This window comes from Bacillus cereus group sp. MYBK139-1 (assembly GCF_051916915.1).
GTDB lineage: Bacteria > Bacillota > Bacilli > Bacillales > Bacillaceae_G > Bacillus_A > Bacillus_A pacificus.
Window position 1 is genome coordinate 509,198 of the sequence record NZ_JBQAHO010000002.1, and the last position, 22,420, is coordinate 531,617.

Sequence of the window (22,420 nt, forward strand, 5' to 3'; positions counted from 1 at the left end):
AAATGAGATACCCGTTTATTTTTCAGTTATTATAGGGTTTTTGCCAAAGAAATCTTTCACATACCCTACAAACTCCTGTGGTTCCTGACGAAATGGTGCGTGATAGCCTTTCTCGATAATATGGAAAGTACTATTTTTTAAGAATTGATGATACGTTTCTCCTTCTTTCCACGAAACGCTACTATCATTTCTTCCCCATATAATTAAGGTCGGTTGTTTTATTTCATTTGCGTTGATTTGAAGACGTCTAGGCCATAATTTCATTTTATTGTAATGCTCTTCATCATTACGTTTAAATTTCACTTTGCTCTCATCATAATCTGCAATGGCAGAAACGGTATTTAAATCAGTCGACAACTGTGGTCTTGGTGATCCTTGTTTATTAACGAGTGTATGAGGACCGCCCGTAGCATCAGTTAAAATAAGGTGGGTAACGGATTCTGGATATAAATATGTTAAATTAAGAGAAATTTCTCCGCCCATTGAGTGGCCCAATATTGCAAACGAATCGTAACCTAGTTTTTTCATTAATTTATAATACAAATTTGCATGAGTCGGGAAAGAATAATAAAAATCCATTGGCTTAGATGAGCGCCCGAATCCTAAAGCATCTACAGAAATAATTGTATGATCTTTTGCTAAGTCTGAGTAAATCTTTTGAAAACCATCTGACGATCCTCCAAATCCATGGATCATAAGTAAAGGTGGTTTTTCATTACCAATCTTTTTGAAGTAAATGGTTTGACCATCTATTTCTACCATTTTTTCCTCGGTAGCTAGTTTTGCTGTAAGTGTATTTTTAACTTGTTTTACTTGTTCTACTGGCTTTTCTGCTGCACTACATCCTACTAATAGTGTAAGAGTAAGACAACCTACCATAAAATAGCTAAATCGCTTCAATTAGGTGTCCCCTTTCTAACATAACGCTGTATCTATCATAGCAAATAGCATATTACGATTTCCAGGAAGTTCGCTACCATTTTTTATCATAAGAGGTGAAAGGAGCGTTTCTTGGAAATTTTCTATTTGAAGAAATTTGCGAAATGAAAATTGTGAATGTGGGACATCAATTCTTACTGTGCCATTCCAACATTCACATATGTTTTGTAGTAATTGAATAGCATCTTCTTCTCTTTTGGCGATAAGTGGATTGATACATAATATACTATCTTTTTGTATGCATAAGGAAAAAGCTTCTATACAGTTATGTCTCTCAATTTTAAAAGAGTGGCTCGTTCTTGGTAATAGTAATGAATAAAGTAAAGAACGATCGGCACCAGTTGTAATTTGATCGAGGGAAATAAGCGATATAAGATCTTTTTCTTCTATTTGTTTTGTATGAGTGATATGTGTCTTAGTAGTTTGTTTTTCAAAACGATGAATCGTCGTTATTGTTTGAAATCCGCATGATGTATAAAGAGGCTCGCCAGCTTTTGTTGCAATAAGTGCAATTGGTTGTTTTGTAAGAGTGTGTTCTAAGCAGTGATTAAGCAAAATACGCCCGATGCCTCGGCCTTGAAAATGAGGATGGACGATTAACATACCAATAGTAGAAAACCTATCTTTAAAAGGAAATACGCCTCCAGCTGCAATCAGTTTATTTTCATGCATATAACCGACAAGTGTACCGAGAGAAAGGTACATTTCGAATTGTTTTTTCATAAATGCTTTATTTTGTAACCATCCAATAGATTTGCAAAGGTCGAGTAAATCAAAAATAAAAGTTTCATCTAGCTTTATTATTTTCATACATGTTCACCACGTTTCTATTAATTTTCATAAAAGTAGATTGAAAATGTTAAATAAGAGATTTACGTTAAATGAAATCCAACTTGTTTATATTTTGATTGTAAAGGAGAAGATGGTTGATATGAAAAGACAAAGTTATACAAATTATAACTGATATTTACATAAGTTAACAAAAAATTTACATATAACTAATTTTCTCTTAACAGTCTTCTATTAAATTTGATAGTGGGAAATGAATAACCTAATTAGGGGGACAAGACAGTGAAAAAGTTTGTGAAAAAAGCATGGCCATTTGCAGTTGTGGCGTCGTTAGCGGTTACTTCGGTGGCAACATGGAATTTTACACGTTCTAGTGAAGTGAGTGCAGATGAGAGCGGAAGCAATGCAAAGATTAAAAATGTCATTGTATTAATTGGGGATGGTATGGGCCCTTCATATATGACGGCTCATCGTTATATGAAAGATAATCCAAAAACTTTTGAGATGGAATCTACAGAGTTTGATAAACATCTTGTAGGAACACAAAAAACATATCCGGAAGATGAACATGAAAATATCACAGACTCTGCATCTGCAGCAACAGCTATGTCAGCAGGAATTAAAACATATAATGCGGCAATTGCAGTTGATAACGATAAAGCAGAAGTGAAAACTGTTCTTGAACAAGCGAAGGAAAAAGGGAAATCGACAGGATTAGTTGCTACTTCTGAAATTACACATGCAACACCAGCTGCTTTCGGTGCGCATGACATTAGTCGTAAAAATATGGACGCAATTGCAAATGATTATTTTGATGAGAAAATTAAAGGGAAGCATAAAGTAGATGTTATGCTTGGCGGCGGCGTAAAAAACTTTGTTAGAAAAGATCGCAATCTTACAGAAGAGTTTAAGAAATCTGGTTATAGCTACGTAACAGATCGAGATCAATTGTTAAATGATAAAAATGATCAAATCCTTGGTTTATTTGCACCAGGCGGTTTAGATAAAATGATTGACCGCAATGAGAAGACACCTTCATTAGAAGAAATGACAAATGCAGCAATTGAGCGTTTGAACAAAAATAAAAATGGTTTCTTCTTAATGGTTGAAGGAAGTCAAATTGACTGGGCTGGACACGATAATGATATCGTTGGCGCAATGAGTGAAATGGAAGACTTTGAAAAAGCATTTAAAGCAGCGATTGAGTTTGCGAAAAAAGATAAAAATACGTTAGTTGTTGCAACGGCAGACCACGCTACTGGCGGATTATCTTTAGGTGCAAATGGTGAGTATAACTTTAAAGTAGATCCAATTAAAGCTGCAAAACGCACACCAGACTTCATGGCAAATGAGATTGCAAAAGGTGCAAATGTAGAAGAAACATTGAAAAAATATATTGATTTACAATTAACACCTGAAGAAATTAAAGCGGTAAATGATATTGCTCCTTCAAAAGATGTAACAAAGATTGATAATGCGATTGAAGATATTTTCAATAAGCGTTCGGTTACAGGCTGGACAACAGGTGGACATACAGGAGAAGATGTAAACGTATATGCATTTGGCCCTGGTAAATACTTATTCTCTGGTGTTCAAGAGAATACAAATATCGCGAAACGTGTCTTTGATATTGTTGGTGGTGGCGATCCGAATAAAGGAAGACGCTAATTTTAAATGAAAGTGAGGCGAAATGCCTCACTTTTCTTTTTAGGAGATGGGAAGATGAGAGCTTTTTTCATAGGGATATTATCCTTTCTAATAGGTGTATTATTGCTAGTTGGATGTCAATCCAAAGAGAATCAGATAGAACAAAAAGCTACTACTACAAAAGCTGAAGGAAAGGTACAAATAACGAAAGAAGAAGAGAGAACGATTCAAGGTGTGATAGAGAAATTTGTACGGACGACAAATGAAAAAAATCTTACTGAACATATGGAGTTATTTTCAAAGAACATGCCTAGTGCTGAAGACTTAAAAACGCAAAAAGAAGCAGCTTTTCAAAAGGGAAATAAAAAAATTGAATTGGAACATATAGACATAAAAGCTAGTAAAGCAGGATATGTTGTTGTTGAAACAAAAGAAAAGGAAATAGAAGGAGAGGTCACTATTCAGAAGAAAGTACAGTATGCACTTGGAAAAGAAGAGGATGGCTGGAAAATTGAAGAGGTTCGCACGATAGAGAAGAAATAAAGTGAAATTTTCCGTAAATAGCGCAAAAAAGGTTCTCATTGGCGAGAACCTTTTTTTATCCCGCGTTAACAGGCAGTAAAACTCCCACCTCAAAATTCAGTTGGAGCAAAGAAGTTAGGTGGGAGATCAACTGTCCGTAAACGTCCGATTGGTTCAACTAATAATCAGTGGGGGATTCCCCCCACTGATTAAAGTTTCACTTTATAGTGGTAACATAATCTGATTTGAGCATGCCTCGATATCATCAATATCTTGGCGAATGGTTGCCATTTTATTATCAAGATCTTCAGCTTTCATTGCGGCATCATGTAGTTCATCTTTTAAATACTCAGGTATTTTCCCTTCATATTTATAATAAAGTTTATGTTCTAAACTTGCCCAAAAGTCCATTGCGAGCGTACGTAACTGAATTTCTGCAAAGACTTCTTTTGTACCAGAATTCAGTGATAAAGGATATTTAATAATCATGTGTAAACTTTTATATCCATTTTGTTTTGGATTAGCGATATAATCTTTTACCTCTATGATTTCCATATCTTCACGCTTTTGAATAACTTCTTTCAAATGATAGATATCTTCTACGAAGCAACATGTAATACGAATGCCGATGATGTCTTGTAAATGCGTTTGCGCATTTTCAACTGTCGGTAATAAATTTTTACGTTCAAGCTTTTTAATAATACTTTCAGGTTGTTTTAATCTTGTTTTTATATGTTCAAACGGGTTGTAATCCTCTAAAAATTGGGCTTCCCGGTTCATAATTTCAAATTTAGTTTTTAACTCTTCTAAAGCAAATGTATATGGTAGTACAAAAGCTTTCCAGTAGTTAACTGTTGATTGATTATATTCCATTTATATACACACCTTTTCCTATTTACAAGTGAGGTTGTTATTATACTAAACACCAAATCATGTAGGCGCAAGCAGCAAATGATGAGATCATAAAACGATATTTAGTTTTCATACTTTCAACTCCTTTCAAGTGAAATTCTATATAAATAAACGTGATTGTTAATAAGTTCACTATGTACAATTCCTATAGTAATAGATTCGTGTGAATTTCGTATGAACTAATTGTTTCAGCTTTTTGTCTTTTTTTGCAAATCATCATTATTCTCCATAATTTAAAGTGTTTTTATTTGATTTATTCATTTGTATAAATTAATGTATATTTGAATTTATAGTTATTAAGGAGGCTATACGGTGAACTTTGAAGAATTAGCAATTGCTAGACGTTCTGCAATGAAATTTGTACAAGGAATAGAAATCCCAGATGAGGACTTTAAAAAAATATTTGAGCTCACAAAGCTTTCTCCATCTTGTTACAATTTGCAACATACACATTATGTTGTAATTCGTGATCAAGAGCGCAAAGAAAGATTAAAAGAGTTAGCCTTCGGACAATATAAAATATCGAGTGCATCTGCGGTAATACTTGTTTGTGGTGACAAGAGAGCATACCAAAATGTCGAAAATATTTATTTCGGTATGAAGGTTTTAAAGATGATTGATGAATGTGAGTATGAAGATACAATTAGGCAAACGAAAGGGCTATATGAAGGAAAAGGAGAACGCTTCATGGAAGAGGAAGCGATAAGAAATGCTTCGTTAAGTGCGATGACTTTTATGTACGCAGCTAAGTATTATGGATATGATACGTGTCCAATGATCGGTTTTGATGAAAAAGCAGTACAAAGTGAATTGAATATGCCAGAGCATGTAGTACCTGTTTTAATGATTACGATAGGAAAAAGTGATACTACTAAAACGCGCCCACGAGGATATCGAAAACCGATTAGTGAGTTTGTTACATATGAGACATTTTAATAAAAAGTATAAAGTACTAAAAATAAAAGGGTTCTATTTAGAACCTTTTTATTTTGCAATTGACAAATAGAATGAAGTTATATAATATTTAAATCGTAATCATTACGTTTTATTTTGCGATCTTTAAAAGAAAGGAGAATTACATATGCGTGTAAATATTACATTAGCTTGTACAGAGTGCGGTGATCGTAATTATATTTCTAAAAAAAATAAACGAAACAATCCAGAGCGTATCGAACTAAAAAAATATTGTCCACGATTAAAGCGAGTAACGTTACATCGTGAAACGAAATAGAAGACTAGAGATATCTCTAGTCTTTTTTGTTTATATATATATGTTTTTTTGTTGGAATTACCTTAAATTGTAATAAAAGGAGCGGTATGATGAATCAAAAAGATAAAGAAAGAAAAGAGCAAGTGGCTCATATTATTGACATTCCAGATGATTATAGGCTTGTTGTAGATGATCAAGAAGGTGTGGATGACCCATATCATCTATTATGGTGGGAACATAAAGGGGATGGGGAGAGAACAATACAGATTACGTTGAATAGATATACTGGTAATTTAATTGACTTTAGGATAGAGGATGAAAAAGCTTTTTCGAGCGGTAAGGAAGCGATAGAAGAGAATAAAGCAAGAGAGGTTGCAAATACATTCTTAAAAAAATATACAAAAGAAGGATATGAATTTTATACATATGTAACTGTTAAGGATGATTGGCGCGGTTGGAAAGAAGTAAATTATATGCAAGAAGTGAATAGCTATCCATTGCCGAATACGGGGTGTGTTGTGCGAGTTCATCCTTCAGGAAATGTTGTGAATTTCCATTATAATGGACAAAAAGCGATAGAGAAACAGCCATCATGGCCAAGTGAAATTGTTGAGGAGAACGTCGTTTTAGAAAATTTGAAAGCTAGACAAGATATGAGACTTGTATTTGTAGATTTAACATACTCTTCATGTGAGTATGAAAACGGGGAAGAAGTAAAAGGGTACCATCTTGTATATGAACCAGAGCCTAGTCATGCATTTATTGATGCAAGTACAGGTAAAGATTTATATGGGCCAGAACATTATAAATTACCGCCAACAATAGTTGTTGAAAAAATAGAAAAAGGTAGCCGGCAAGATGACATATTCGAATTATTTGACTGGGATAAAGAAAGTTTTGCAAAAGTAGATGAGACGGAAAATGATAATGAAATAAGGATGAAATTTGTTCCGAAAGAGGAATTACAAAAACAGAAAGAAGAAAAGAATCCATATTTAATGAATGAATTCTTTAAAAAGCATTTACCGATGTTAAAATATAATAATTTGATTGGTATTACGGTTGACAAATTAACCAATGAATTAATTGGCTTTATAAAACTGACAGAAGATAAAGAAGGAAAACAAATACTGTCTAGAGAGGAATGTTTACAAAAAGCAATTCAATTTTTAGAGTGTGTTATTCCGGATATCACACAATATCTTCGTCTTTGGGAGGAACGTGAAGAAGCAGAAGATGGGATTGAAAGATTTAACTTTTCCTTATATGTGAATGGTATTCCGGCAGAGTATAAGCACTTTATGATCAATATCAACACGAAAAATGGTGCAGTGATGCATTACTCTGGAGAGTCTAGCAAATTTATAAAAGAATTACTTACATACGAAACAACACCAAAAGTAACGAAAGAAGAAGCGTTAGAAATATACAGAGGTGCTATTAGAGTTAAATTAGAATGGTCTATAGATCATGATGTAGAGGAAACGGTATATCAATTGCTGTATAAACAAACAACGGATGAGAATTATAAAGAGTTCTTCGACGGTAGTCGAGAAATTCGTTATATTGATGCGCATACTGGGGAGAAAATTTGGAGCAAGTAAAATAAAAAGAGTTATTTTTCAAAGAAAATAACTCTTTTTATTTTTATAATTTGCCTGTTCGTTTTTCAAATGTAAATGTGATAGGAAGGTTGGAAGGAGAACTATCACTTTTAAATGTTACTTTCCATTCTTTAGAGTGGGCTTTAATTTCGAAATCAAGAAGATTCATTGCTCTACGTTTATCTATTTCTAAAAACATATTATGAATTTCTGGTTCCTGCTGTAAATTAAGAGCCTTTAGTGTGACTGTTAATGTGAAAAAATTTCGCCCTTCATATACTATTTTTGATATTTTTGTTTTTTGTGTATTTAACAGTATATAAAAACGGTCTGATGGAGTTAATTGTACAGAGTCATCAGTAATTTCATCCTCCATATTATGAAGTTCAACTAAGAAAGATGTACTATGGGAAGAATCTTTTTTACTTGTAATCTGTAATTCAGTAGGAATCATCGGTATTTCATAAAAATCATTCCTTATTATGTTGTTGTAATCCTCTGAAAATTTACGGACTTCTTTTGGGAAAGAGTCTTCTTCTTGTGTACTTAAAAAAGTTTTATGTTGCTTTGGAATTTTTTCACTAAACTTTAATGTTTCTTTAAAGTAATAATTGGATCCAGTTAAAAATAAAAAACTACAAATTAATAAAAAAATTCGATAGGGATTTTGAAAGTGAAAGAACAATAGTATACATGTAATAAATCCAATTACATAGAAAATAAAGATAAGTAGTTCTAGTTTTGAGTGAAAGGAGAAACCATAGTTATGAAAAAATTTCATTCCAATTATAATTTGAGCTCCAAAAAACAAGGAAATTCCAGATTGAAAAAATAATAAATCAGGCCCTCTCTTAATAACAAAAGTAATGAATGAAATGAAAAGTAAAAATACCCCTAAATAAATTGTTACATTTAATAATCGATCTAATGTAAGCATGAATAGTGTCCCCTTTAATAGCATATTCATATATAAATAACAATTTTATATAATTATAATATAACAATAAAATATTTTAAATATTGGAAGTGTTGAGTTTTATAAATAAACTGTACAGACACAAACAACCCCACGCCCACATACACTTAGTAAAGACCACTATTTTGGCGGAGGTGAAAGGTTTGAGTCTATTCGCCGCAATTGGATATATGGTTCGAGAAGTGTTTGTTTTTGTTTCTTATGTGAAGAACAATGCGTTTCCGCAGCCGTTATCATCAGACGATGAGAGAAAGTACTTAGAGTTAATGGAGCAAGGTGATGCTCAAGCGAGGAATCTGTTAATTGAACATAATTTACGGCTTGTAGCTCATATCGTTAAAAAATTTGAAAACACAGGGGAAGATGCAGAAGATTTAATTTCAATTGGTACAATCGGGCTCATTAAAGCGATCGAGAGTTATTCGGCAGGAAAAGGAACAAAACTTGCGACGTATGCAGCACGCTGTATTGAAAATGAAATTTTGATGCATTTACGTGTACTAAAGAAAACGAAAAAGGACGTTTCACTTCATGACCCGATCGGGCAAGATAAAGAGGGGAATGAGATATCGCTTATTGATATATTAAAATCAGAGTCTGAAGATGTAATTGATATGATCCAGCTGAGTATGGAGTTAGAAAAGATTAAAGAGTATATCGATATTTTAGACGAACGAGAGAAAGAAGTTATCGTGAAGCGTTTTGGACTGGGGCTTGATAAGGAGAAAACGCAACGAGAGATTGCAAAGGCGCTTGGTATTTCCAGAAGCTACGTATCAAGAATTGAAAAGCGCGCTTTAATGAAAATGTTTCATGAATTTGTAAGAGCAGAGAAAGAGAAAAAAGCAAAAGAATAATGTACATTGCAAGCAGCCGTATTTTAAAATGGGCTGCTTTTCTTTTTGTAAATAAGGAAAGAAAAAGAGTTGTGTTCAGAAGAAATCCATGTTCACTGTTGAAAATGACGGATTCTATCTGTAATATTAGAAGGTGCTAAACAATTTAAGAATAATACCATACTTAGCTTTCCGCATGTATACTGAAACAGTTCTATATGATATGTGGGAATAAGAACCAATTTTACATATGATATAGGAGGAAAAGAAGGGGAAGCTAAAGTTATAGACTAATTAGGAGGTTCCGCAATTTGCGACGTACATTATATCGACTTATGATCGAACTTACAAATGGTCGTTTTACTTCTTATATATTACGTAAATTTGCACAATCTCGTTTAAGCTCTATCATTATTCCATCGTATGCGAAAGTGTTTCAAATTAATCAAGATGAGATGGAAAAGGGTTTGAAGGAATATAGAACATTGCATGAATTATTTACGCGTAAGCTAAAAGAAGGAAAGCGTAGTATTGATACAGATGCATCGAGTATTGTTAGTCCTGTTGATGGTGTTTTTGCTGATCACGGTCCTATTGAGGACACAAAAACATTTGATATTAAAGGCAAGCGTTATTCGATTGTGGATATGCTAGGTAATGAAGAACGTGCACAGCGATATGCAGGTGGTACATACATGGTTATTTATTTAAGCCCAAGTCATTATCATCGTATTCATAGTCCGCTTTCTGGTTCTGTGACTGAAAGATTTGTACTCGGTAGAAAATCATATCCGGTAAATGCAGCTGGTATGGAATACGGGAAAGAACCATTGTCCAAAAATTATCGTTCTGTTACAGAAGTGAATAGTGACGGTGAACATATGGCGCTTGTAAAAGTAGGAGCTATGTTTGTAAATAGTATTGAGCTGCTGCATGAAAGAGACACTGTTCAAAAAGGTGAAGAAATGGCATACTTTACATTCGGTTCAACAGTTGTGTTATTGTTTGAAAAAGATATGATAGAAGTAGTGCAAGAATTGAAGAGTGGACAAGAGCTTCGCCTTGGTGAAAAGATTGCTACTCGATTGGCTCATAAGTAAAAAAGATTTCATAACTGTAAGTAAGATTTATGGACAAAGATGCGTAATGATGAAATTCCCTAGATGGGAGTACTTGTTTATTCGAGAGCCATCGCAGGATGGCTCTTTTTACAAGTTAGTTACTTGAAATTTCACTTTATATGTAATCAAGACGATTTGACAAGCTTGTCCTCTAATGAGCGTCTAATAATTTCTTGTTTTATAAGTAAAATGAAGTCGGGATTTAATTTTAGTTCTTTTGCTTTATAATAAGACTCAGTGAGTAACTCAGTAGATAACTGTTCCATATGTTTTGTTTTCAAGGTGAGTCACCTCCTAATAATATAAGGATTGATTCGTTGTTGCATTTAATGTACCAAAAAAATATGACAGTCACAAACGAGTGGTTATCCACATACCTAGGTGGATAAAATGTGTATAGATTGTTAGTAAATTCCAAATTAACTGAAAAATTAATGTGGAAAATGTGTACAATTTTATCCACAGGCCATATATCGAAATATGTTGTCGAAAAATTTTTATGAAAACTCCTCAAAGAGGTGAAAGAAATTGAAACTATTTTTACCAAATGAATATGTGAAAAATGTATATCATGTTCAACCAGAAGATTTGAAAAAACGTGGAATTAAAGGTGTTATTACTGATTTAGATAACACTTTAATTGAATGGGATCGTCCAAATGCAACGCCACAACTTGAAGAATGGTTTTTGAAAATGAAAGAGCAAGGCATTCAAGTAACGGTCGTTTCAAATAATAATGAGCAACGAGTGAAAGACTTTGCTGATCCATTAGGCATTCCATTTATTCATAGTGCACGTAAGCCATTTGTCCGTGCGTTTAAGCGTGCGATACAAGAGATGCAGTTGCAGCCAGATGAAGTTGTAGTAATTGGAGATCAATTACTAACGGATGTGCTAGGTGGAAACCGAGTTGGACTTCATACAATTTTAGTTGTACCAGTAGCACAAACGGACGGATTAGTAACGCGCTTTAATCGAAAAATTGAGCGAAGAATTATGAGAAACATGAAGAAAAAAGGTTTAATTAACTGGGAGGAATAAAGTTTGACTGAAACAATTAAATGTATTGGGTGCGGTGTAGAAATTCAAACAGAAGATAAAAATGAAGTGGGATATGCTCCTGCCTCATCTTTAGAAAAAGAACAAGTCATTTGTCAACGTTGTTTTCGATTGAAACATTATAACGAAATTCAAGATGTATCATTAACAGATGATGATTTCCTACGTATTCTAAACGGTATTGGAAAATCAGATGCGTTAGTAGTTAAGATTGTAGATATTTTTGATTTTAATGGTAGCTGGTTACCTGGCTTACATCGTTTCGTGGGAAATAATAAAGTATTACTTGTTGGGAATAAAGCTGATTTAATTCCTAAGTCAGTAAAACATGATAAAGTAAAGCATTGGATGCGCTATAGTGCAAAGCAGCTAGGATTAAAGCCAGAAGATGTCTTTTTAATTAGTGCAGCAAAGGGACAAGGGATTGCTGAGCTGGCAGATGCGATTGAGTATTACCGCGGCGGAAAAGATGTTTACGTTGTTGGATGTACAAATGTAGGGAAATCAACATTTATTAATCGTATGATTAAAGAATTTAGTGATGAGACTGAAAATGTAATTACAACATCTCATTTCCCAGGAACAACGCTTGATTTAATTGATATCCCGTTAGACGAAGAATCTTCTTTATATGATACGCCAGGTATTATTAACCACCATCAAATGGCTCATTATGTTGGAAAACAAAGCTTAAAGCTTATTACACCAACAAAAGAAATTAAGCCAATGGTATTCCAATTAAATGAAGAACAAACATTGTTCTTTAGCGGACTGGCACGTTTTGATTACGTAAGTGGCGGTCGTCGCGCATTTACTTGTCACTTCTCAAATCGTTTAACAATCCATCGTACAAAGCTTGAGAAAGCAGATGAATTGTATAAAAATCATGCAGGGGATTTACTAAGCCCGCCAACACCAGAAGAATTAGAAAATATGCCAGAGCTAGTGAAATACGAGTTTAATATTCGTGAACCAAAAACGGATGTTGTATTCTCTGGATTAGGGTGGGTTACTGTGAACGAACCGGGAGCAAAAATTGTTGCACACGTACCAAAAGGAGTAAGTGTTTCATTGCGTAAATCTTTAATTTAATATGGAGAGGGATTTATGAAACAATTATATGGTGTAATCGGAAATCCAATTGGACATTCATTATCACCCGTTATGCATAACGATGCATTTGAACACTTGAATATGGATGCCCATTATCATGCCTTTCTTGTTAAAGAGGAAGTGCTAGGGGAAGCAGTAAGAGGTTTAAAAGCGTTAGGTATTTCAGGATTTAATGTAACAACTCCGCACAAAGTTGCAATTATGGATTATTTGGATGAGATTGACCCGCTAGCAAAACAAATTGGTGCAGTAAATACGGTGGTTCATAAGGATGGAAAATTGATTGGCTACAATACAGATGGAATTGGTTTTGTCCGAGCGCTACAGTCAATTAGTAGTGAACCACTTCAAGAGAAACGTATTTTATTGCTTGGCGCAGGTGGTGCTAGTCGAGCTATTTATTTTTCACTTGCTGATGTAGGTGTGAAAGAGATTGATGTAGCGAATCGTACAGTAGATAAGGCGAAAGAACTTCTTGCTGCATGTACGGCTACTGTCCATTCTGTTGCTCTATCGCTAGAGAAAGCAACAGAAGAACAAGAGAATTATGATATTATCATTCAGACGACAACAATAGGTATGCATCCACGCGTCGAACATACGCCGTTACAAATTTCTTCGTTGAAAAAGGGAACGATTGTATCAGATATAATTTATAACCCATTTGAAACGAAAATTTTATGTGAGGCGAAAGAGCAAGGTGCAATGATTCAAAATGGTATTGATATGTTTGTTTATCAAGGAGCGCTTGCATTTGAAATGTGGACAGGGCGCACGCCAAATATCGAACGAATGAAACAATTAGTTATAAGAAAGCTTGGAGGCTAACATATATGTTAACAGGAAAACAAAAAAGATTTTTACGTGCACAGGCACATCATTTAACACCAATTTTTCAAGTAGGAAAAGGCGGAGTAAATGAAAATATGATTAAACAAATCGCAGATACTTTAGAAGCTCGTGAGCTATTTAAAGTAAGTGTGCTACAAAACTGTGAATTCGATCGCCGTGAAGTTGCCGAAGAACTTGCAAAAGGTGCACGTGCTGAAATCGTTCAAGTAATTGGAAGCACAATCGTTTTATACAAAGAGTCAAGAGAAAATAAACAAATTAAGCTTCCTCGATAAAAAGATTAGCATGTGCTATTTTTATCGTTGATGCGTAATGATGTAGAGAGCGAAACCAATTGAACTTTTATTAATAGCAACTCTCTTCTGTTAGGAATGAAGAGAGTTGCTGTACGTAAAAGGAAGGGGCGTTTCTTTTGAGGAAAATTGGCATCATTGGCGGTACATTTGATCCGCCACATTATGGACATTTGCTCATTGCAAATGAAGTATATCATGCTTTGAATTTAGAAGAAGTATGGTTCTTACCGAACCAAATTCCGCCGCATAAACAAGGGCGGAATATTACAAGTGTAGAAAGTCGTTTACAAATGTTAGAGCTTGCGACTGAGGCAGAGAAACATTTTTCTATTTGTTTAGAAGAGCTAAGCAGGAAGGGCCCATCTTATACGTATGACACTATGCTACAATTGACGAAGAAGCATCCGGATGTGCAGTTTCATTTTATTATTGGTGGAGATATGGTTGAGTATTTACCGAAGTGGTATAACATTGAAATGTTACTTGATCTTGTAACGTTTGTTGGGGTTGCAAGACCTGGGTATACATTGCATACACCTTATCCTATCACCATTGTGGAAATTCCGGAATTTGCTGTTTCTTCATCTTTATTACGTGAGAGATATAAAGAGAAGAAAACATGTAAATATTTACTTCCTGAAAAAGTACAGGTATATATCGAGAGGAATGGGTTGTATGAATCGTGAGAAAGCACTTCATATTGTCAAACAACAAATGCATGAAAAACGTTATATACACACAATTGGTGTAATGGAAACAGCAATTGAACTTGCTAAGTTATACGGTGTGGATGAAAAAAAGGCTGAAGTTGCAGCTATATTTCATGATTATGCGAAGTGTAGAGCGATTTCAGAGATGGAAGAGATCATTAAAAGTGAAGGTTTGCCGAAAGATTTACTTTGTTATAACAAAGAGTTATGGCATGCACCTGTTGGGGCATACTTAGTAGAAAAAGAAGTAGGTATTACAGATCCTGAAATCCTGCAAGCTATTACATATCATACAAGTGGTCATGAGAAAATGACGATGTTAGATAAAGTAATTTATGTAGCTGATTACATTGAGCCTGGGCGAAAGTTTCCAGGGGTGGAGGAAGCTCGTAAACTCGCATATACGGATATAGATCAAGCTTTATTATTTGCGCTAAAGAGAACAATTCAATTTTTAATGGAAAAAGATCAAACGATTTATCCATTAACATTCCAAACATACAATGCAGTTATCAAGGAGGAAATGAGTAAATGAAAGATAAAGATTTATTAGTATTAGCAGCAAAAGCAGCTGATGATAAGAGAGCAGAAGATATGGTTGTCCTAAATATGCAAGGTATTTCACCAATTGCAGATTATTTCATTATTTGTCACGGTAACTCAGATAAGCAAGTGCAAGCAATTGCACGTGAAATTAAAGCGAAAGCACACGAGTTCCAAATCGACGTGCAACGTATGGAAGGATTTGACGAAGCTCGCTGGGTATTAGTTGACCTTGGAGATGTAGTTGCTCATGTATTCCATAAAGATGAGCGTAATCACTATAATTTAGAGCGTCTATGGGGCGATGTGCCACGTGAAGATATTACAGAAGAGTTAGGCCAATGAACTACGAGCAATTTGCGTTGCTGTACGATGAACTAATGAATGATGTCCCTTATGATAAATGGGTGGAATTCACAGAGGAAAGCTTACAGCAAGCGGATATGAAAGAGGCGAAGATTCTTGATGTAGCATGCGGTACTGGTAATGTAACGCTTCCGCTTGTACAAAAGGGTTACGATGTAATCGGTGTCGATCTTTCGGAAGAAATGTTAGCAGTCGCACAGCAAAAACTAGGCGAGGCAGGATATTTTATTCCTTTTTACCAACAAGACATGCGAGAGCTTGATGTTCCAGGTGAGTTTGACTGTGTAACGATCTTTTGTGATTCATTAAACTATGTATTGCAAGAAGATGGAGTGCAAGAAACATTCCGAAGAGTGTTTCATCATTTACGTCAAGATGGTTTGTTTTTATTTGATGTACATTCTTTATATAAAATACATCATGTATTTCAAAATGAAACATACACAGTGAATGGAGAAGAAATATCTCTTATTTGGAATTGCTTCCCTGGTGAAGATTCAAACAGTGTAGAACATGATTTAACATTCTTTGTTCAAGACCCAGAAGAAGATGTGTACCATCGTTTTGATGAATGTCACGTACAACGTGCATATCCGGTTGAAGAGTTAACGAAATGGCTTGAAGGAGCTGGTTTTACAGTGCTTCGTGTAACTGGTGACTTTGAGCGACTTGAAGTTACAGAACAAACAGAGCGTATTTTCTTCATGGCGAAGAAAAACGGATAAAATAAAAGCAACCGAGAAGGTTGCTTTTATTTTGTGAAGAAGCTGTAATTTAAGTTCTAGGATAATAAGAAAATGACATACGTGAATTGTGAAAATGCTAGTTTAAGTAAAAATGTAATGTGAAAAATTAAGTATTTATAAAAAGGATTTGGAATGACGATGACGTATTTATTATGTGTGTTTATTGAATTGCTGATCAACGCATTTTAAATCTTCATCAAATTTCTCGTGTGTCCGCTCGATTAATTTATGAAACATATCCCCAACATGTTCTTCTAAAACCCGAATGCCTTCTCCTGTAACGCCGCCTTTTACACATACTTTTTCTTGTAAAGTAGGCAATGTGAAAATCCCTTTTTCGAGTAGTTTCCCCATTCCAACGACCATTTCACTTACTAAAGTAGTGGCTTCTTCATGTGTAATATTTGTTTTATCTACAGCAGCATTAATGAAACATTGTAATAAATAACTAAAGAATGCGGGGCCGCAGCTTGCTATATCAGATGAAACGCGCGTTATATCTTCTTCTATTACAAGGGGAGTAGAAATGTTTTTGAATAAGCGAAATAGTTTTTGTTGCCATTCTTCAGAGCAGTTACTTCCAAATGTAAATAGTGATGCGCCGGATAGGGCGCGGTTTGTAATGCTCGGAATAATACGAGCAACATGGCAAGGTACAAGTGTCTCTAATTGTGATGGAGATATTGGACTTGTGATAGAAACTAAGCACTTTTCATCAGAAAAATGTTCAGCGTATTTTTGCAAGATCGGGTATATATCTATCGGCTTTACGCAAATAAAAATAAGATGTGATCGTTCGATTACCTCATCAATAGTTTTGGCTATATGAACAGAAGGGTGTTTTTCCTTTATATGATATGCTTTGGCGGGCGTTCGATTAATAATCGTAAGGCACGAAGGTTTGACAGCACGGGTTTCTAAAAATGCATCGATTAGTATATTCCCCATGTTTCCTGTCCCTATAATTCCTATGTTCAATGTTTCATCCCTCCTTCGTAACAGCTTTCTCCTAAACAATATGAATGATGTTATAAATTTATGATTAGAGGTGAAAAATGATGTGGGATTTTCCAAAGAAATGGTTAGGATTAGCAGCTATTATTGGAACTGTGCTTTTTCTTCTTTTTTGGAAAACGAACGAGCATACAGAGCGATCAGTTATTGCAACGGATGTTCAAGAGAAAGATATAGAGAAGAAAAGTAAACCGAAAATATCGGATACAAAGCAGCAGAAAAAAATAATTGTAATTGATATGAAAGGGGCTGTTGTTAAAGAGGGGGTGTATGAAATGAAAGAAGGGGACCGGGTCAAGGATGCTATTGAAAAAGCAGGTGGTTTTTTGCCTGAGGCAGATAGGATGAAGGTAAATTTAGCACAAATGGTACAAGACCAAATGATTCTTTACGTACCGAATAAAAACGAACAAGTGCAAGAAGTAGCTGCTGTTTCAAAGGGAGAGGGAAAAATTCAAATAAATGCAGCTTCTAAAGAACAACTTGAAAAAATTACAGGTATTGGTTCTCGGAAAGCAGAAAGTATTTTGAAATATCGAGAGGAACATGGTCCGTTTCAAAAAATAGAAGATTTGTTAGAGATTGATGGGATTGGTGTGAAGTCTTTGGAGAAAATAAAAGATCAAATTATTATTCCGTAAAAGATTGACGAAGTTTTTCTTCATTCGCTACACTACAAGTAGACAAAAAAGTAGGTGAAGAATATGGAACGAATTTCATGGGATCAATATTTTATGACGCAAAGCCATTTGTTATCTTTACGTAGTACATGTACAAGGCTTGCAGTAGGAGCGACAATCGTTCGTGATAAACGAATTATTGCTGGTGGATATAATGGTTCAATTAAAGGTGGCGTACATTGTATAGATGATGGATGCTACGTTATTGATAATCATTGTGTTCGTACAATTCATGCAGAAATGAATGCTTTATTACAGTGTGCAAAATTTGGCGTGAAAACGGAGGAAGCGGAAATTTATGTTACGCATTTTCCTTGTTTACAATGTTGTAAGGCGATTATTCAAAGTGGTATTACAGCAGTTTATTATGCACAGGATTATAAAAATCATCCGTATGCCGTAGAGTTATTTGAAAAAGCGAATGTAACGGTGAAACACGTTCCACTAGAATATGATATTGCAGCATTAGAGGATCAAAAGCGTCATATGGAGTTGAAAGAACTATTTGCATCTTTAGAAAAAGAGAACTTATCAATGGAAGAATTACAGCATGTATTCACGAAAGCAAAAATGATGCTATAAGGAGTGAGTATGAGTTGCAAGGACAATGGGGCTATGTTGCAATCTCATTTATAATAGGGATTGCAATTGCCTTCTCCTCTTCAGTTGTATGGCTGACTTGTTGTCTCGTTCTAAATGTTTTCTTTTGTTTGTATCGTACTCTGCGTAAAACTTTCTTTTATTGTATGGTAGCGTGTTTAAGTGGCGCTATGTACACCACGTATGTTCAAGGGCAAAACAAGCCTCTGGGAGAGTCCTACGAAGCTACAAGAGGAGTGATACATAATACACCTCTTATTAACGGAGATCGCCTCTCATTTCAAGTTGAAGATCAGAATAAAAATATAGTGCAGTTAAGTTACAAAATGAAATCAGCCTTGGAAAAGAAACAAATGCGACAATTACATGCAGGAGTATCATGTGTATTCGAAGGTGAGAGGAAAGAACCGCAAATAGCTCGGAATTTCCATGGGTTTAATTATCGTGATTATTTATATAAGCAAAATATTCATTTCATATTGGACGCTACATATATTTCTGAATGCCATAAAACATCGTTGTCACTCGTGCAATGGATTCTTCTTTTGAGGCAACAAGCAATCTCAGAAGTTACAGAAATGTTTCCAGAGCAATCAGGCGCTTTTATGAATGCATTAGTATTTGGTGATAGACAACAAATGACATTTGAAGTTGAAGAGCAATATCAACAATTCGGTCTCGTGCATTTGTTGGCGATTTCAGGATCGCATATCGTATTGTTAATGGTAATCGTGTATTTTATTTTGCTAAGAAGCGGTGTGACAAGGGAGGTAGCAACAGTATGTCTTATCTTCTGCATTCCTCTATATATGATTTTAGCAGGAGCGTCACCATCTGTTATAAGAGCTTCTATAACAGGAGTTTTCATGTTAATTGCTTTTATGTGTTCTATTCGTTTATCTAGCTTAGATGCTTTAAGTATAACAGCTATATGTATGCTTATGTTTGATCCATATCTCGTGTTTAATATTGGCTTTCAGTTTTCTTTCGTCGGTAGTTTTGCTTTACTTTTATCTGCCCCGCTTTTACTAGAGAGTGGTAATGGAGTAATTCGAAATTCTATTTATATTTCTTTCATTTCACAGCTCGTTAGTACTCCGATTTTGTTATATCACTTCGGTTATTTTTCTCCATATAGTATTTTCTTAAATATCTTATACGTTCCGTTTTTATCTCTCGTTGTATTGCCGTGCAGTATTGTTATTTTGATATGTATACCGATCATCCCGTTTCTTGCAAAAAGGCTTGCGAATGTACTATCAATAGGTTTGAATCTTTCTAATGATTTTTTAAGTTATTGTGAAAACTTACCATTTACCCGTCTTAATTTCGGACAAACACCTATACTTCTTGTAGCCTTATATTGCGTGAGTATTATTAGTATCTTGATGGTTTGGGAAAGGCGAATGGCAAAGGGGATTCTGTTTATATCTGCGGGTGTATTTCTTTTTATTAGTACATGCCATTATGTATATCCGTATTTTCGAGAAAGTGGGAGTGTTACCTTTCTCGATGTTGGACAGGGAGATGCAATATTAATTCGCCTCCCGTATGATCAAGAGATTTACCTTATTGATACTGGTGGAACAATTCGTCCGAACAAGGAAGAATGGCAACGGAAAAAGCATGAATTTTCTGTCGGAAATGATATTTTGATCCCTTATTTACAAAAGGAAGGTATTAAAAAGATCGATAAATTAATTATAACGCATGGAGATGCGGACCATATAGGTGCTGCGCAAGAGTTATTATCAAATATAACCGTAAAAGAAGTTGTATTTGGCCGAAAGGAACAAGATGCGGAATTAGAAAAAATAGTAAAGAAACAGGCTTTAGAAAAGGAAGTGAAAATAAGAGAAGTGAGAGAAGGAGAAAGTTGGAGCATAAATGGAGCGGAATTTTTCGTATTAGCGCCAATAGGAAAGGAGAACAGTGAAAATAACGCTTCAATTGTAATGTTGGCAAAATTAGGAGGACTAACGTGGTTGTTTACAGGTGATTTAGAAGAAGAAGGCGAGAAGTTTTTAGTAGCTACGTATCCAGAGTTGCGAGCGGATGTTTTAAAGGTTGCTCATCATGGGAGTAATACGTCATCTACAACACCTTTTCTGAGCGTCATACAGCCTAATATAGCGATTATTTCTGTCGGTGAGCGTAATAGGTATGGGCACCCTCATAAGGACGTTATAGAGCGTTTTGAGAAGAGGGGGATTGAAATATGGCGTACGGATAAGCAAGGGGCTATCTCCTATGTTTTTAAAGGGGAAAACGGAACCTTTCTCAGCAAAATCACATATGATGAAACACATAATAGATAAAAAAGACTGCCAGTAAGCAGCAGTCTTTAAGAACCGATAAATTTAATAACAGTTGCAATGATGAAAAGTGTTGCGAAAAAACCAAATGAGACGATAAATCCTACCCCTGAATCAATAGCGTCATTGCGTTTACTTTGAACGTTTTGTTCAAAATCATTCATTTAGAATCCCTCCCCAACATTCCACTTTAGTATAAAATATTGTCAGAAAAAAATCTACAATTTCCATATGAAGAGAAATAGAGCGTTTTTACTACTTTTAGATCATGAAGTAACGTGAGTTTTTGTTTCCAAGCATGTTAACAGTTGGCACTTATACTCGAATTTTTATTGCGAATAATAAAGGGAAGGTGATTACCGCACACCAATAAGAAACCCGGGGCTTATTGCGTGGCGTTTAATATAAATAAAGGGACGGGTTATATTGCCTGTTCCTTTGTACTTGTAAAACAAAAGCTAGGGCATTAGTATAAATATATATTGCCAAGTTAGGGAGTAGGAAAAAGTATGAGTGATATACATAAAAAGATTAAAAAGAAGCAGTTTGCTCCGTTATATTTACTGTATGGAACAGAAGCGTTTTTTATAAATGAAACGATAAAGCTTATTACAACAGAAGCGCTTGAAGAGGAAGATCGCGAGTTTAATGTTGTGACATATGATTTAGAAGAAGCATATTTAGAAGATGTGATTGAGGATGCACGTACACTTCCTTTTTTCGGAGAACGTAAAGTGTTATTAATAAAATCACCACTCTTTTTAACTTCACAAAAAGAAAAGTTAGAACAAAATATAAAAATTTTAGAAGAATATATCGGGGAACCTTCTCCCTTTTCTATTCTTGTTTTTGTTGCGCCTTACGAAAAGCTGGATGAACGAAAAAAAATTACAAAACTATTAAAGAAAACAGCGGATGTAGTAGAAGCGAATGCAATGCAAGTGCAGGATGTTCAGAAGTGGATTGTTGCTCGGGCAGATGAAGTGCATGTGCATATTGATCATGCAGCTGTTAGTTTATTGTTAGAGCTTGTGGGAAGTAATGTAACGATGTTGGCGAAGGAAATGGACAAGTTAACGTTATATGTCGGTATGGGCGGAGACATTACACCGAAACTCGTTGCAGAGCTTGTGCCAAAATCAGTTGAACAAAATGTGTTTGCTTTGACAGAAAAAGTGGTAAAAAAAGATATCGCAGGTGCAATGCAAATTTTGGATGGATTATTTACGCAACAGGAGGAACCTATTAAATTGCTTGCGTTATTAGTAAGTCAATTCCGTTTACTGCATCAAGTGAAAGAGTTACAGCAGCGTGGTTACGGCCAAAATCAAATTGCGTCCCATATTGGTGTGCATCCATATCGTGTAAAATTAGCGATGAATCAAACGAAGTTTTTCTCTTTTGAAGAATTAAAAAAAGTGATAATAGAATTAGCGGAAGCTGATTATAGTATGAAAACGGGAAAAATGGATAAGAAACTTGTACTTGAGTTTTTCTTAATGCGGTTAAATCATATGTGATGAAACAAAAAAGTTCACGTGCTAAGAACGTGAACTTTTTTGTATATAAA

Annotated in this window: 26 protein-coding genes; 19 read left to right on the top strand and 7 right to left on the bottom strand. The window is 34.9% G+C overall.

Annotated features, from left to right (window positions below; translation table 11 throughout):
• Positions 1–15: 15 nt before the first annotated feature.
• Both ACTFRS_RS13740 and ACTFRS_RS13745 read right to left on the bottom strand, forming a co-directional pair.
• Entirely contained in the window at positions 16–900 is an 885-nt protein-coding gene (locus ACTFRS_RS13740) for an alpha/beta fold hydrolase (protein ID WP_000819828.1), read from the bottom strand.
• Between the two features lie 15 nt (positions 901–915).
• The gene (locus ACTFRS_RS13745) at positions 916–1,749 is read right to left on the bottom strand and encodes a GNAT family N-acetyltransferase (RefSeq protein WP_139866602.1); all 834 of its coding nucleotides are present in this window, start codon (positions 1,747–1,749) and stop codon (positions 916–918) included.
• Between the two features lie 261 nt (positions 1,750–2,010).
• Between ACTFRS_RS13745 and ACTFRS_RS13750 the strand changes: the two genes are divergently transcribed.
• Together ACTFRS_RS13750 and ACTFRS_RS13755 are read left to right on the top strand one after the other, a co-directional pair.
• Positions 2,011–3,396 (top strand): alkaline phosphatase, encoded by a 1,386-nt coding sequence (locus ACTFRS_RS13750; protein ID WP_000714933.1) that lies wholly within the window; start codon positions 2,011–2,013, stop codon positions 3,394–3,396.
• 54 nt (positions 3,397–3,450) lie between these two features.
• Positions 3,451–3,918, top strand: a complete 468-nt coding sequence (locus tag ACTFRS_RS13755; protein WP_440024817.1) for a hypothetical protein — start codon at positions 3,451–3,453, stop codon at positions 3,916–3,918.
• A gap of 201 nt (positions 3,919–4,119) precedes the next feature.
• Here ACTFRS_RS13755 and ACTFRS_RS13760 read toward each other — a convergent pair whose 3' ends face one another.
• Positions 4,120–4,770 (bottom strand): GTP pyrophosphokinase, encoded by a 651-nt coding sequence (locus ACTFRS_RS13760; RefSeq protein WP_139866606.1) that lies wholly within the window; start codon positions 4,768–4,770, stop codon positions 4,120–4,122.
• A 351-nt stretch (positions 4,771–5,121) separates the two neighbouring features.
• On the opposite strand from ACTFRS_RS13760, the gene ACTFRS_RS13765 reads away from it, so the two are divergent.
• From ACTFRS_RS13765 to ACTFRS_RS13775, 3 genes are all read left to right on the top strand, one after another.
• Positions 5,122–5,745 (top strand): nitroreductase family protein, encoded by a 624-nt coding sequence (locus ACTFRS_RS13765; protein WP_242293987.1) that lies wholly within the window; start codon positions 5,122–5,124, stop codon positions 5,743–5,745.
• Positions 5,746–5,890: 145 nt separating this feature from the next.
• Positions 5,891–6,040, top strand: a complete 150-nt coding sequence (gene rpmG, locus ACTFRS_RS13770; RefSeq protein WP_001265617.1) for a 50S ribosomal protein L33 — start codon at positions 5,891–5,893, stop codon at positions 6,038–6,040.
• An 89-nt stretch (positions 6,041–6,129) separates the two neighbouring features.
• Positions 6,130–7,623 (top strand): YcdB/YcdC domain-containing protein, encoded by a 1,494-nt coding sequence (locus ACTFRS_RS13775; RefSeq protein WP_139866608.1) that lies wholly within the window; start codon positions 6,130–6,132, stop codon positions 7,621–7,623.
• A gap of 43 nt (positions 7,624–7,666) precedes the next feature.
• On the opposite strand, the gene ACTFRS_RS13780 is transcribed toward ACTFRS_RS13775, so the two are convergent.
• On the bottom strand, positions 7,667–8,560 hold the full coding sequence (locus ACTFRS_RS13780; RefSeq protein ID WP_139866610.1) for a hypothetical protein: 894 nt from the start codon (positions 8,558–8,560) through the stop codon (positions 7,667–7,669).
• A 182-nt stretch (positions 8,561–8,742) separates the two neighbouring features.
• Here ACTFRS_RS13780 and sigK point away from each other — a divergent pair, with 182 nt between their 5' ends.
• On the top strand, positions 8,743–9,456 hold the full coding sequence (sigK, locus tag ACTFRS_RS13785) for an RNA polymerase sporulation sigma factor SigK (RefSeq protein ID WP_000051382.1): 714 nt from the start codon (positions 8,743–8,745) through the stop codon (positions 9,454–9,456).
• A gap of 290 nt (positions 9,457–9,746) precedes the next feature.
• Positions 9,747–10,535 (top strand): phosphatidylserine decarboxylase, encoded by a 789-nt coding sequence (locus ACTFRS_RS13790; RefSeq protein WP_001254997.1) that lies wholly within the window; start codon positions 9,747–9,749, stop codon positions 10,533–10,535.
• Between the two features lie 146 nt (positions 10,536–10,681).
• Here ACTFRS_RS13790 and ACTFRS_RS13795 read toward each other — a convergent pair whose 3' ends face one another.
• On the bottom strand, positions 10,682–10,837 hold the full coding sequence (locus tag ACTFRS_RS13795; RefSeq protein ID WP_000850094.1) for a sporulation histidine kinase inhibitor Sda: 156 nt from the start codon (positions 10,835–10,837) through the stop codon (positions 10,682–10,684).
• A gap of 247 nt (positions 10,838–11,084) precedes the next feature.
• Here ACTFRS_RS13795 and ACTFRS_RS13800 point away from each other — a divergent pair, with 247 nt between their 5' ends.
• The 8 genes from ACTFRS_RS13800 to ACTFRS_RS13835 all read left to right on the top strand — a co-directional run bounded on the left by ACTFRS_RS13800 (position 11,085) and on the right by ACTFRS_RS13835 (position 16,220).
• Complete coding sequence (locus tag ACTFRS_RS13800) at positions 11,085–11,597, top strand: YqeG family HAD IIIA-type phosphatase (RefSeq protein WP_000765309.1); 513 nt, start codon at positions 11,085–11,087, stop codon at positions 11,595–11,597.
• A 3-nt stretch (positions 11,598–11,600) separates the two neighbouring features.
• Positions 11,601–12,707, top strand: coding sequence for a ribosome biogenesis GTPase YqeH (gene yqeH / locus ACTFRS_RS13805; RefSeq protein ID WP_000140795.1), 1,107 nt, complete (start codon positions 11,601–11,603; stop codon positions 12,705–12,707).
• A gap of 15 nt (positions 12,708–12,722) precedes the next feature.
• Positions 12,723–13,556, top strand: a complete 834-nt coding sequence (gene aroE, locus ACTFRS_RS13810) for a shikimate dehydrogenase (RefSeq protein WP_139866613.1) — start codon at positions 12,723–12,725, stop codon at positions 13,554–13,556.
• Positions 13,557–13,561: 5 nt separating this feature from the next.
• Positions 13,562–13,855, top strand: a complete 294-nt coding sequence (gene yhbY / locus ACTFRS_RS13815) for a ribosome assembly RNA-binding protein YhbY (protein WP_000955224.1) — start codon at positions 13,562–13,564, stop codon at positions 13,853–13,855.
• A gap of 137 nt (positions 13,856–13,992) precedes the next feature.
• Entirely contained in the window at positions 13,993–14,562 is a 570-nt protein-coding gene (gene nadD, locus ACTFRS_RS13820) for a nicotinate-nucleotide adenylyltransferase (RefSeq protein WP_139866614.1), read from the top strand.
• Positions 14,552–15,121: a bis(5'-nucleosyl)-tetraphosphatase (symmetrical) YqeK gene (gene yqeK, locus ACTFRS_RS13825; RefSeq protein ID WP_087954261.1), complete on the top strand. Its 570-nt coding sequence runs from the start codon at positions 14,552–14,554 to the stop codon at positions 15,119–15,121. The genes nadD and yqeK overlap by 11 nt, the downstream gene beginning before the upstream one ends.
• Positions 15,118–15,474, top strand: coding sequence for a ribosome silencing factor (gene rsfS / locus ACTFRS_RS13830; protein WP_000653200.1), 357 nt, complete (start codon positions 15,118–15,120; stop codon positions 15,472–15,474). Before yqeK ends, rsfS begins: the two co-directional genes overlap by 4 nt.
• Complete coding sequence (locus tag ACTFRS_RS13835) at positions 15,471–16,220, top strand: class I SAM-dependent DNA methyltransferase (protein ID WP_139866616.1); 750 nt, start codon at positions 15,471–15,473, stop codon at positions 16,218–16,220. The genes rsfS and ACTFRS_RS13835 overlap by 4 nt, the downstream gene beginning before the upstream one ends.
• Before the next feature lie 171 nt (positions 16,221–16,391).
• On the opposite strand, the gene comER is transcribed toward ACTFRS_RS13835, so the two are convergent.
• Positions 16,392–17,219, bottom strand: coding sequence for a late competence protein ComER (gene comER / locus ACTFRS_RS13840; RefSeq protein ID WP_001020541.1), 828 nt, complete (start codon positions 17,217–17,219; stop codon positions 16,392–16,394).
• Positions 17,220–17,296: 77 nt separating this feature from the next.
• On the opposite strand from comER, the gene ACTFRS_RS13845 reads away from it, so the two are divergent.
• From ACTFRS_RS13845 to ACTFRS_RS13855, 3 genes are all read left to right on the top strand, one after another.
• The gene (locus ACTFRS_RS13845; protein ID WP_041184493.1) at positions 17,297–17,896 is read left to right on the top strand and encodes a helix-hairpin-helix domain-containing protein; all 600 of its coding nucleotides are present in this window, start codon (positions 17,297–17,299) and stop codon (positions 17,894–17,896) included.
• 63 nt (positions 17,897–17,959) lie between these two features.
• Positions 17,960–18,517: a ComE operon protein 2 gene (locus tag ACTFRS_RS13850; RefSeq protein ID WP_000439783.1), complete on the top strand. Its 558-nt coding sequence runs from the start codon at positions 17,960–17,962 to the stop codon at positions 18,515–18,517.
• Between the two features lie 14 nt (positions 18,518–18,531).
• Positions 18,532–20,853 (top strand): DNA internalization-related competence protein ComEC/Rec2, encoded by a 2,322-nt coding sequence (locus ACTFRS_RS13855; protein ID WP_440024813.1) that lies wholly within the window; start codon positions 18,532–18,534, stop codon positions 20,851–20,853.
• A gap of 26 nt (positions 20,854–20,879) precedes the next feature.
• Here ACTFRS_RS13855 and ACTFRS_RS13860 read toward each other — a convergent pair whose 3' ends face one another.
• Positions 20,880–21,014, bottom strand: a complete 135-nt coding sequence (locus tag ACTFRS_RS13860) for a YqzM family protein (RefSeq protein ID WP_000997609.1) — start codon at positions 21,012–21,014, stop codon at positions 20,880–20,882.
• A gap of 345 nt (positions 21,015–21,359) precedes the next feature.
• On the opposite strand from ACTFRS_RS13860, the gene holA reads away from it, so the two are divergent.
• Positions 21,360–22,370, top strand: coding sequence for a DNA polymerase III subunit delta (gene holA, locus ACTFRS_RS13865; RefSeq protein ID WP_440024812.1), 1,011 nt, complete (start codon positions 21,360–21,362; stop codon positions 22,368–22,370).
• The last annotated feature ends 50 nt before the right edge of the window (positions 22,371–22,420 follow it).

Coding starts and splice junctions, on each gene's coding strand:
- ACTFRS_RS13745 (WP_139866602.1), bottom strand. CDS start 1,749: ATGAAAATAATAAAGCTAGATGAAACTTTTATTTTTGATTTACTCGAC.
- ACTFRS_RS13755 (WP_440024817.1), top strand. CDS start 3,451: ATGAGAGCTTTTTTCATAGGGATATTATCCTTTCTAATAGGTGTATTA.
- ACTFRS_RS13760 (WP_139866606.1), bottom strand. CDS start 4,770: ATGGAATATAATCAATCAACAGTTAACTACTGGAAAGCTTTTGTACTA.
- rpmG (WP_001265617.1), top strand. CDS start 5,891: ATGCGTGTAAATATTACATTAGCTTGTACAGAGTGCGGTGATCGTAAT.
- ACTFRS_RS13775 (WP_139866608.1), top strand. CDS start 6,130: ATGAATCAAAAAGATAAAGAAAGAAAAGAGCAAGTGGCTCATATTATT.
- ACTFRS_RS13780 (WP_139866610.1), bottom strand. CDS start 8,560: ATGCTTACATTAGATCGATTATTAAATGTAACAATTTATTTAGGGGTA.
- aroE (WP_139866613.1), top strand. CDS start 12,723: ATGAAACAATTATATGGTGTAATCGGAAATCCAATTGGACATTCATTA.
- yhbY (WP_000955224.1), top strand. CDS start 13,562: ATGTTAACAGGAAAACAAAAAAGATTTTTACGTGCACAGGCACATCAT.
- yqeK (WP_087954261.1), top strand. CDS start 14,552: ATGAATCGTGAGAAAGCACTTCATATTGTCAAACAACAAATGCATGAA.
- rsfS (WP_000653200.1), top strand. CDS start 15,118: ATGAAAGATAAAGATTTATTAGTATTAGCAGCAAAAGCAGCTGATGAT.
- ACTFRS_RS13835 (WP_139866616.1), top strand. CDS start 15,471: ATGAACTACGAGCAATTTGCGTTGCTGTACGATGAACTAATGAATGAT.
- ACTFRS_RS13845 (WP_041184493.1), top strand. CDS start 17,297: ATGATGTGGGATTTTCCAAAGAAATGGTTAGGATTAGCAGCTATTATT.
- ACTFRS_RS13850 (WP_000439783.1), top strand. CDS start 17,960: ATGGAACGAATTTCATGGGATCAATATTTTATGACGCAAAGCCATTTG.
- ACTFRS_RS13860 (WP_000997609.1), bottom strand. CDS start 21,014: ATGAATGATTTTGAACAAAACGTTCAAAGTAAACGCAATGACGCTATT.
- holA (WP_440024812.1), top strand. CDS start 21,360: ATGAGTGATATACATAAAAAGATTAAAAAGAAGCAGTTTGCTCCGTTA.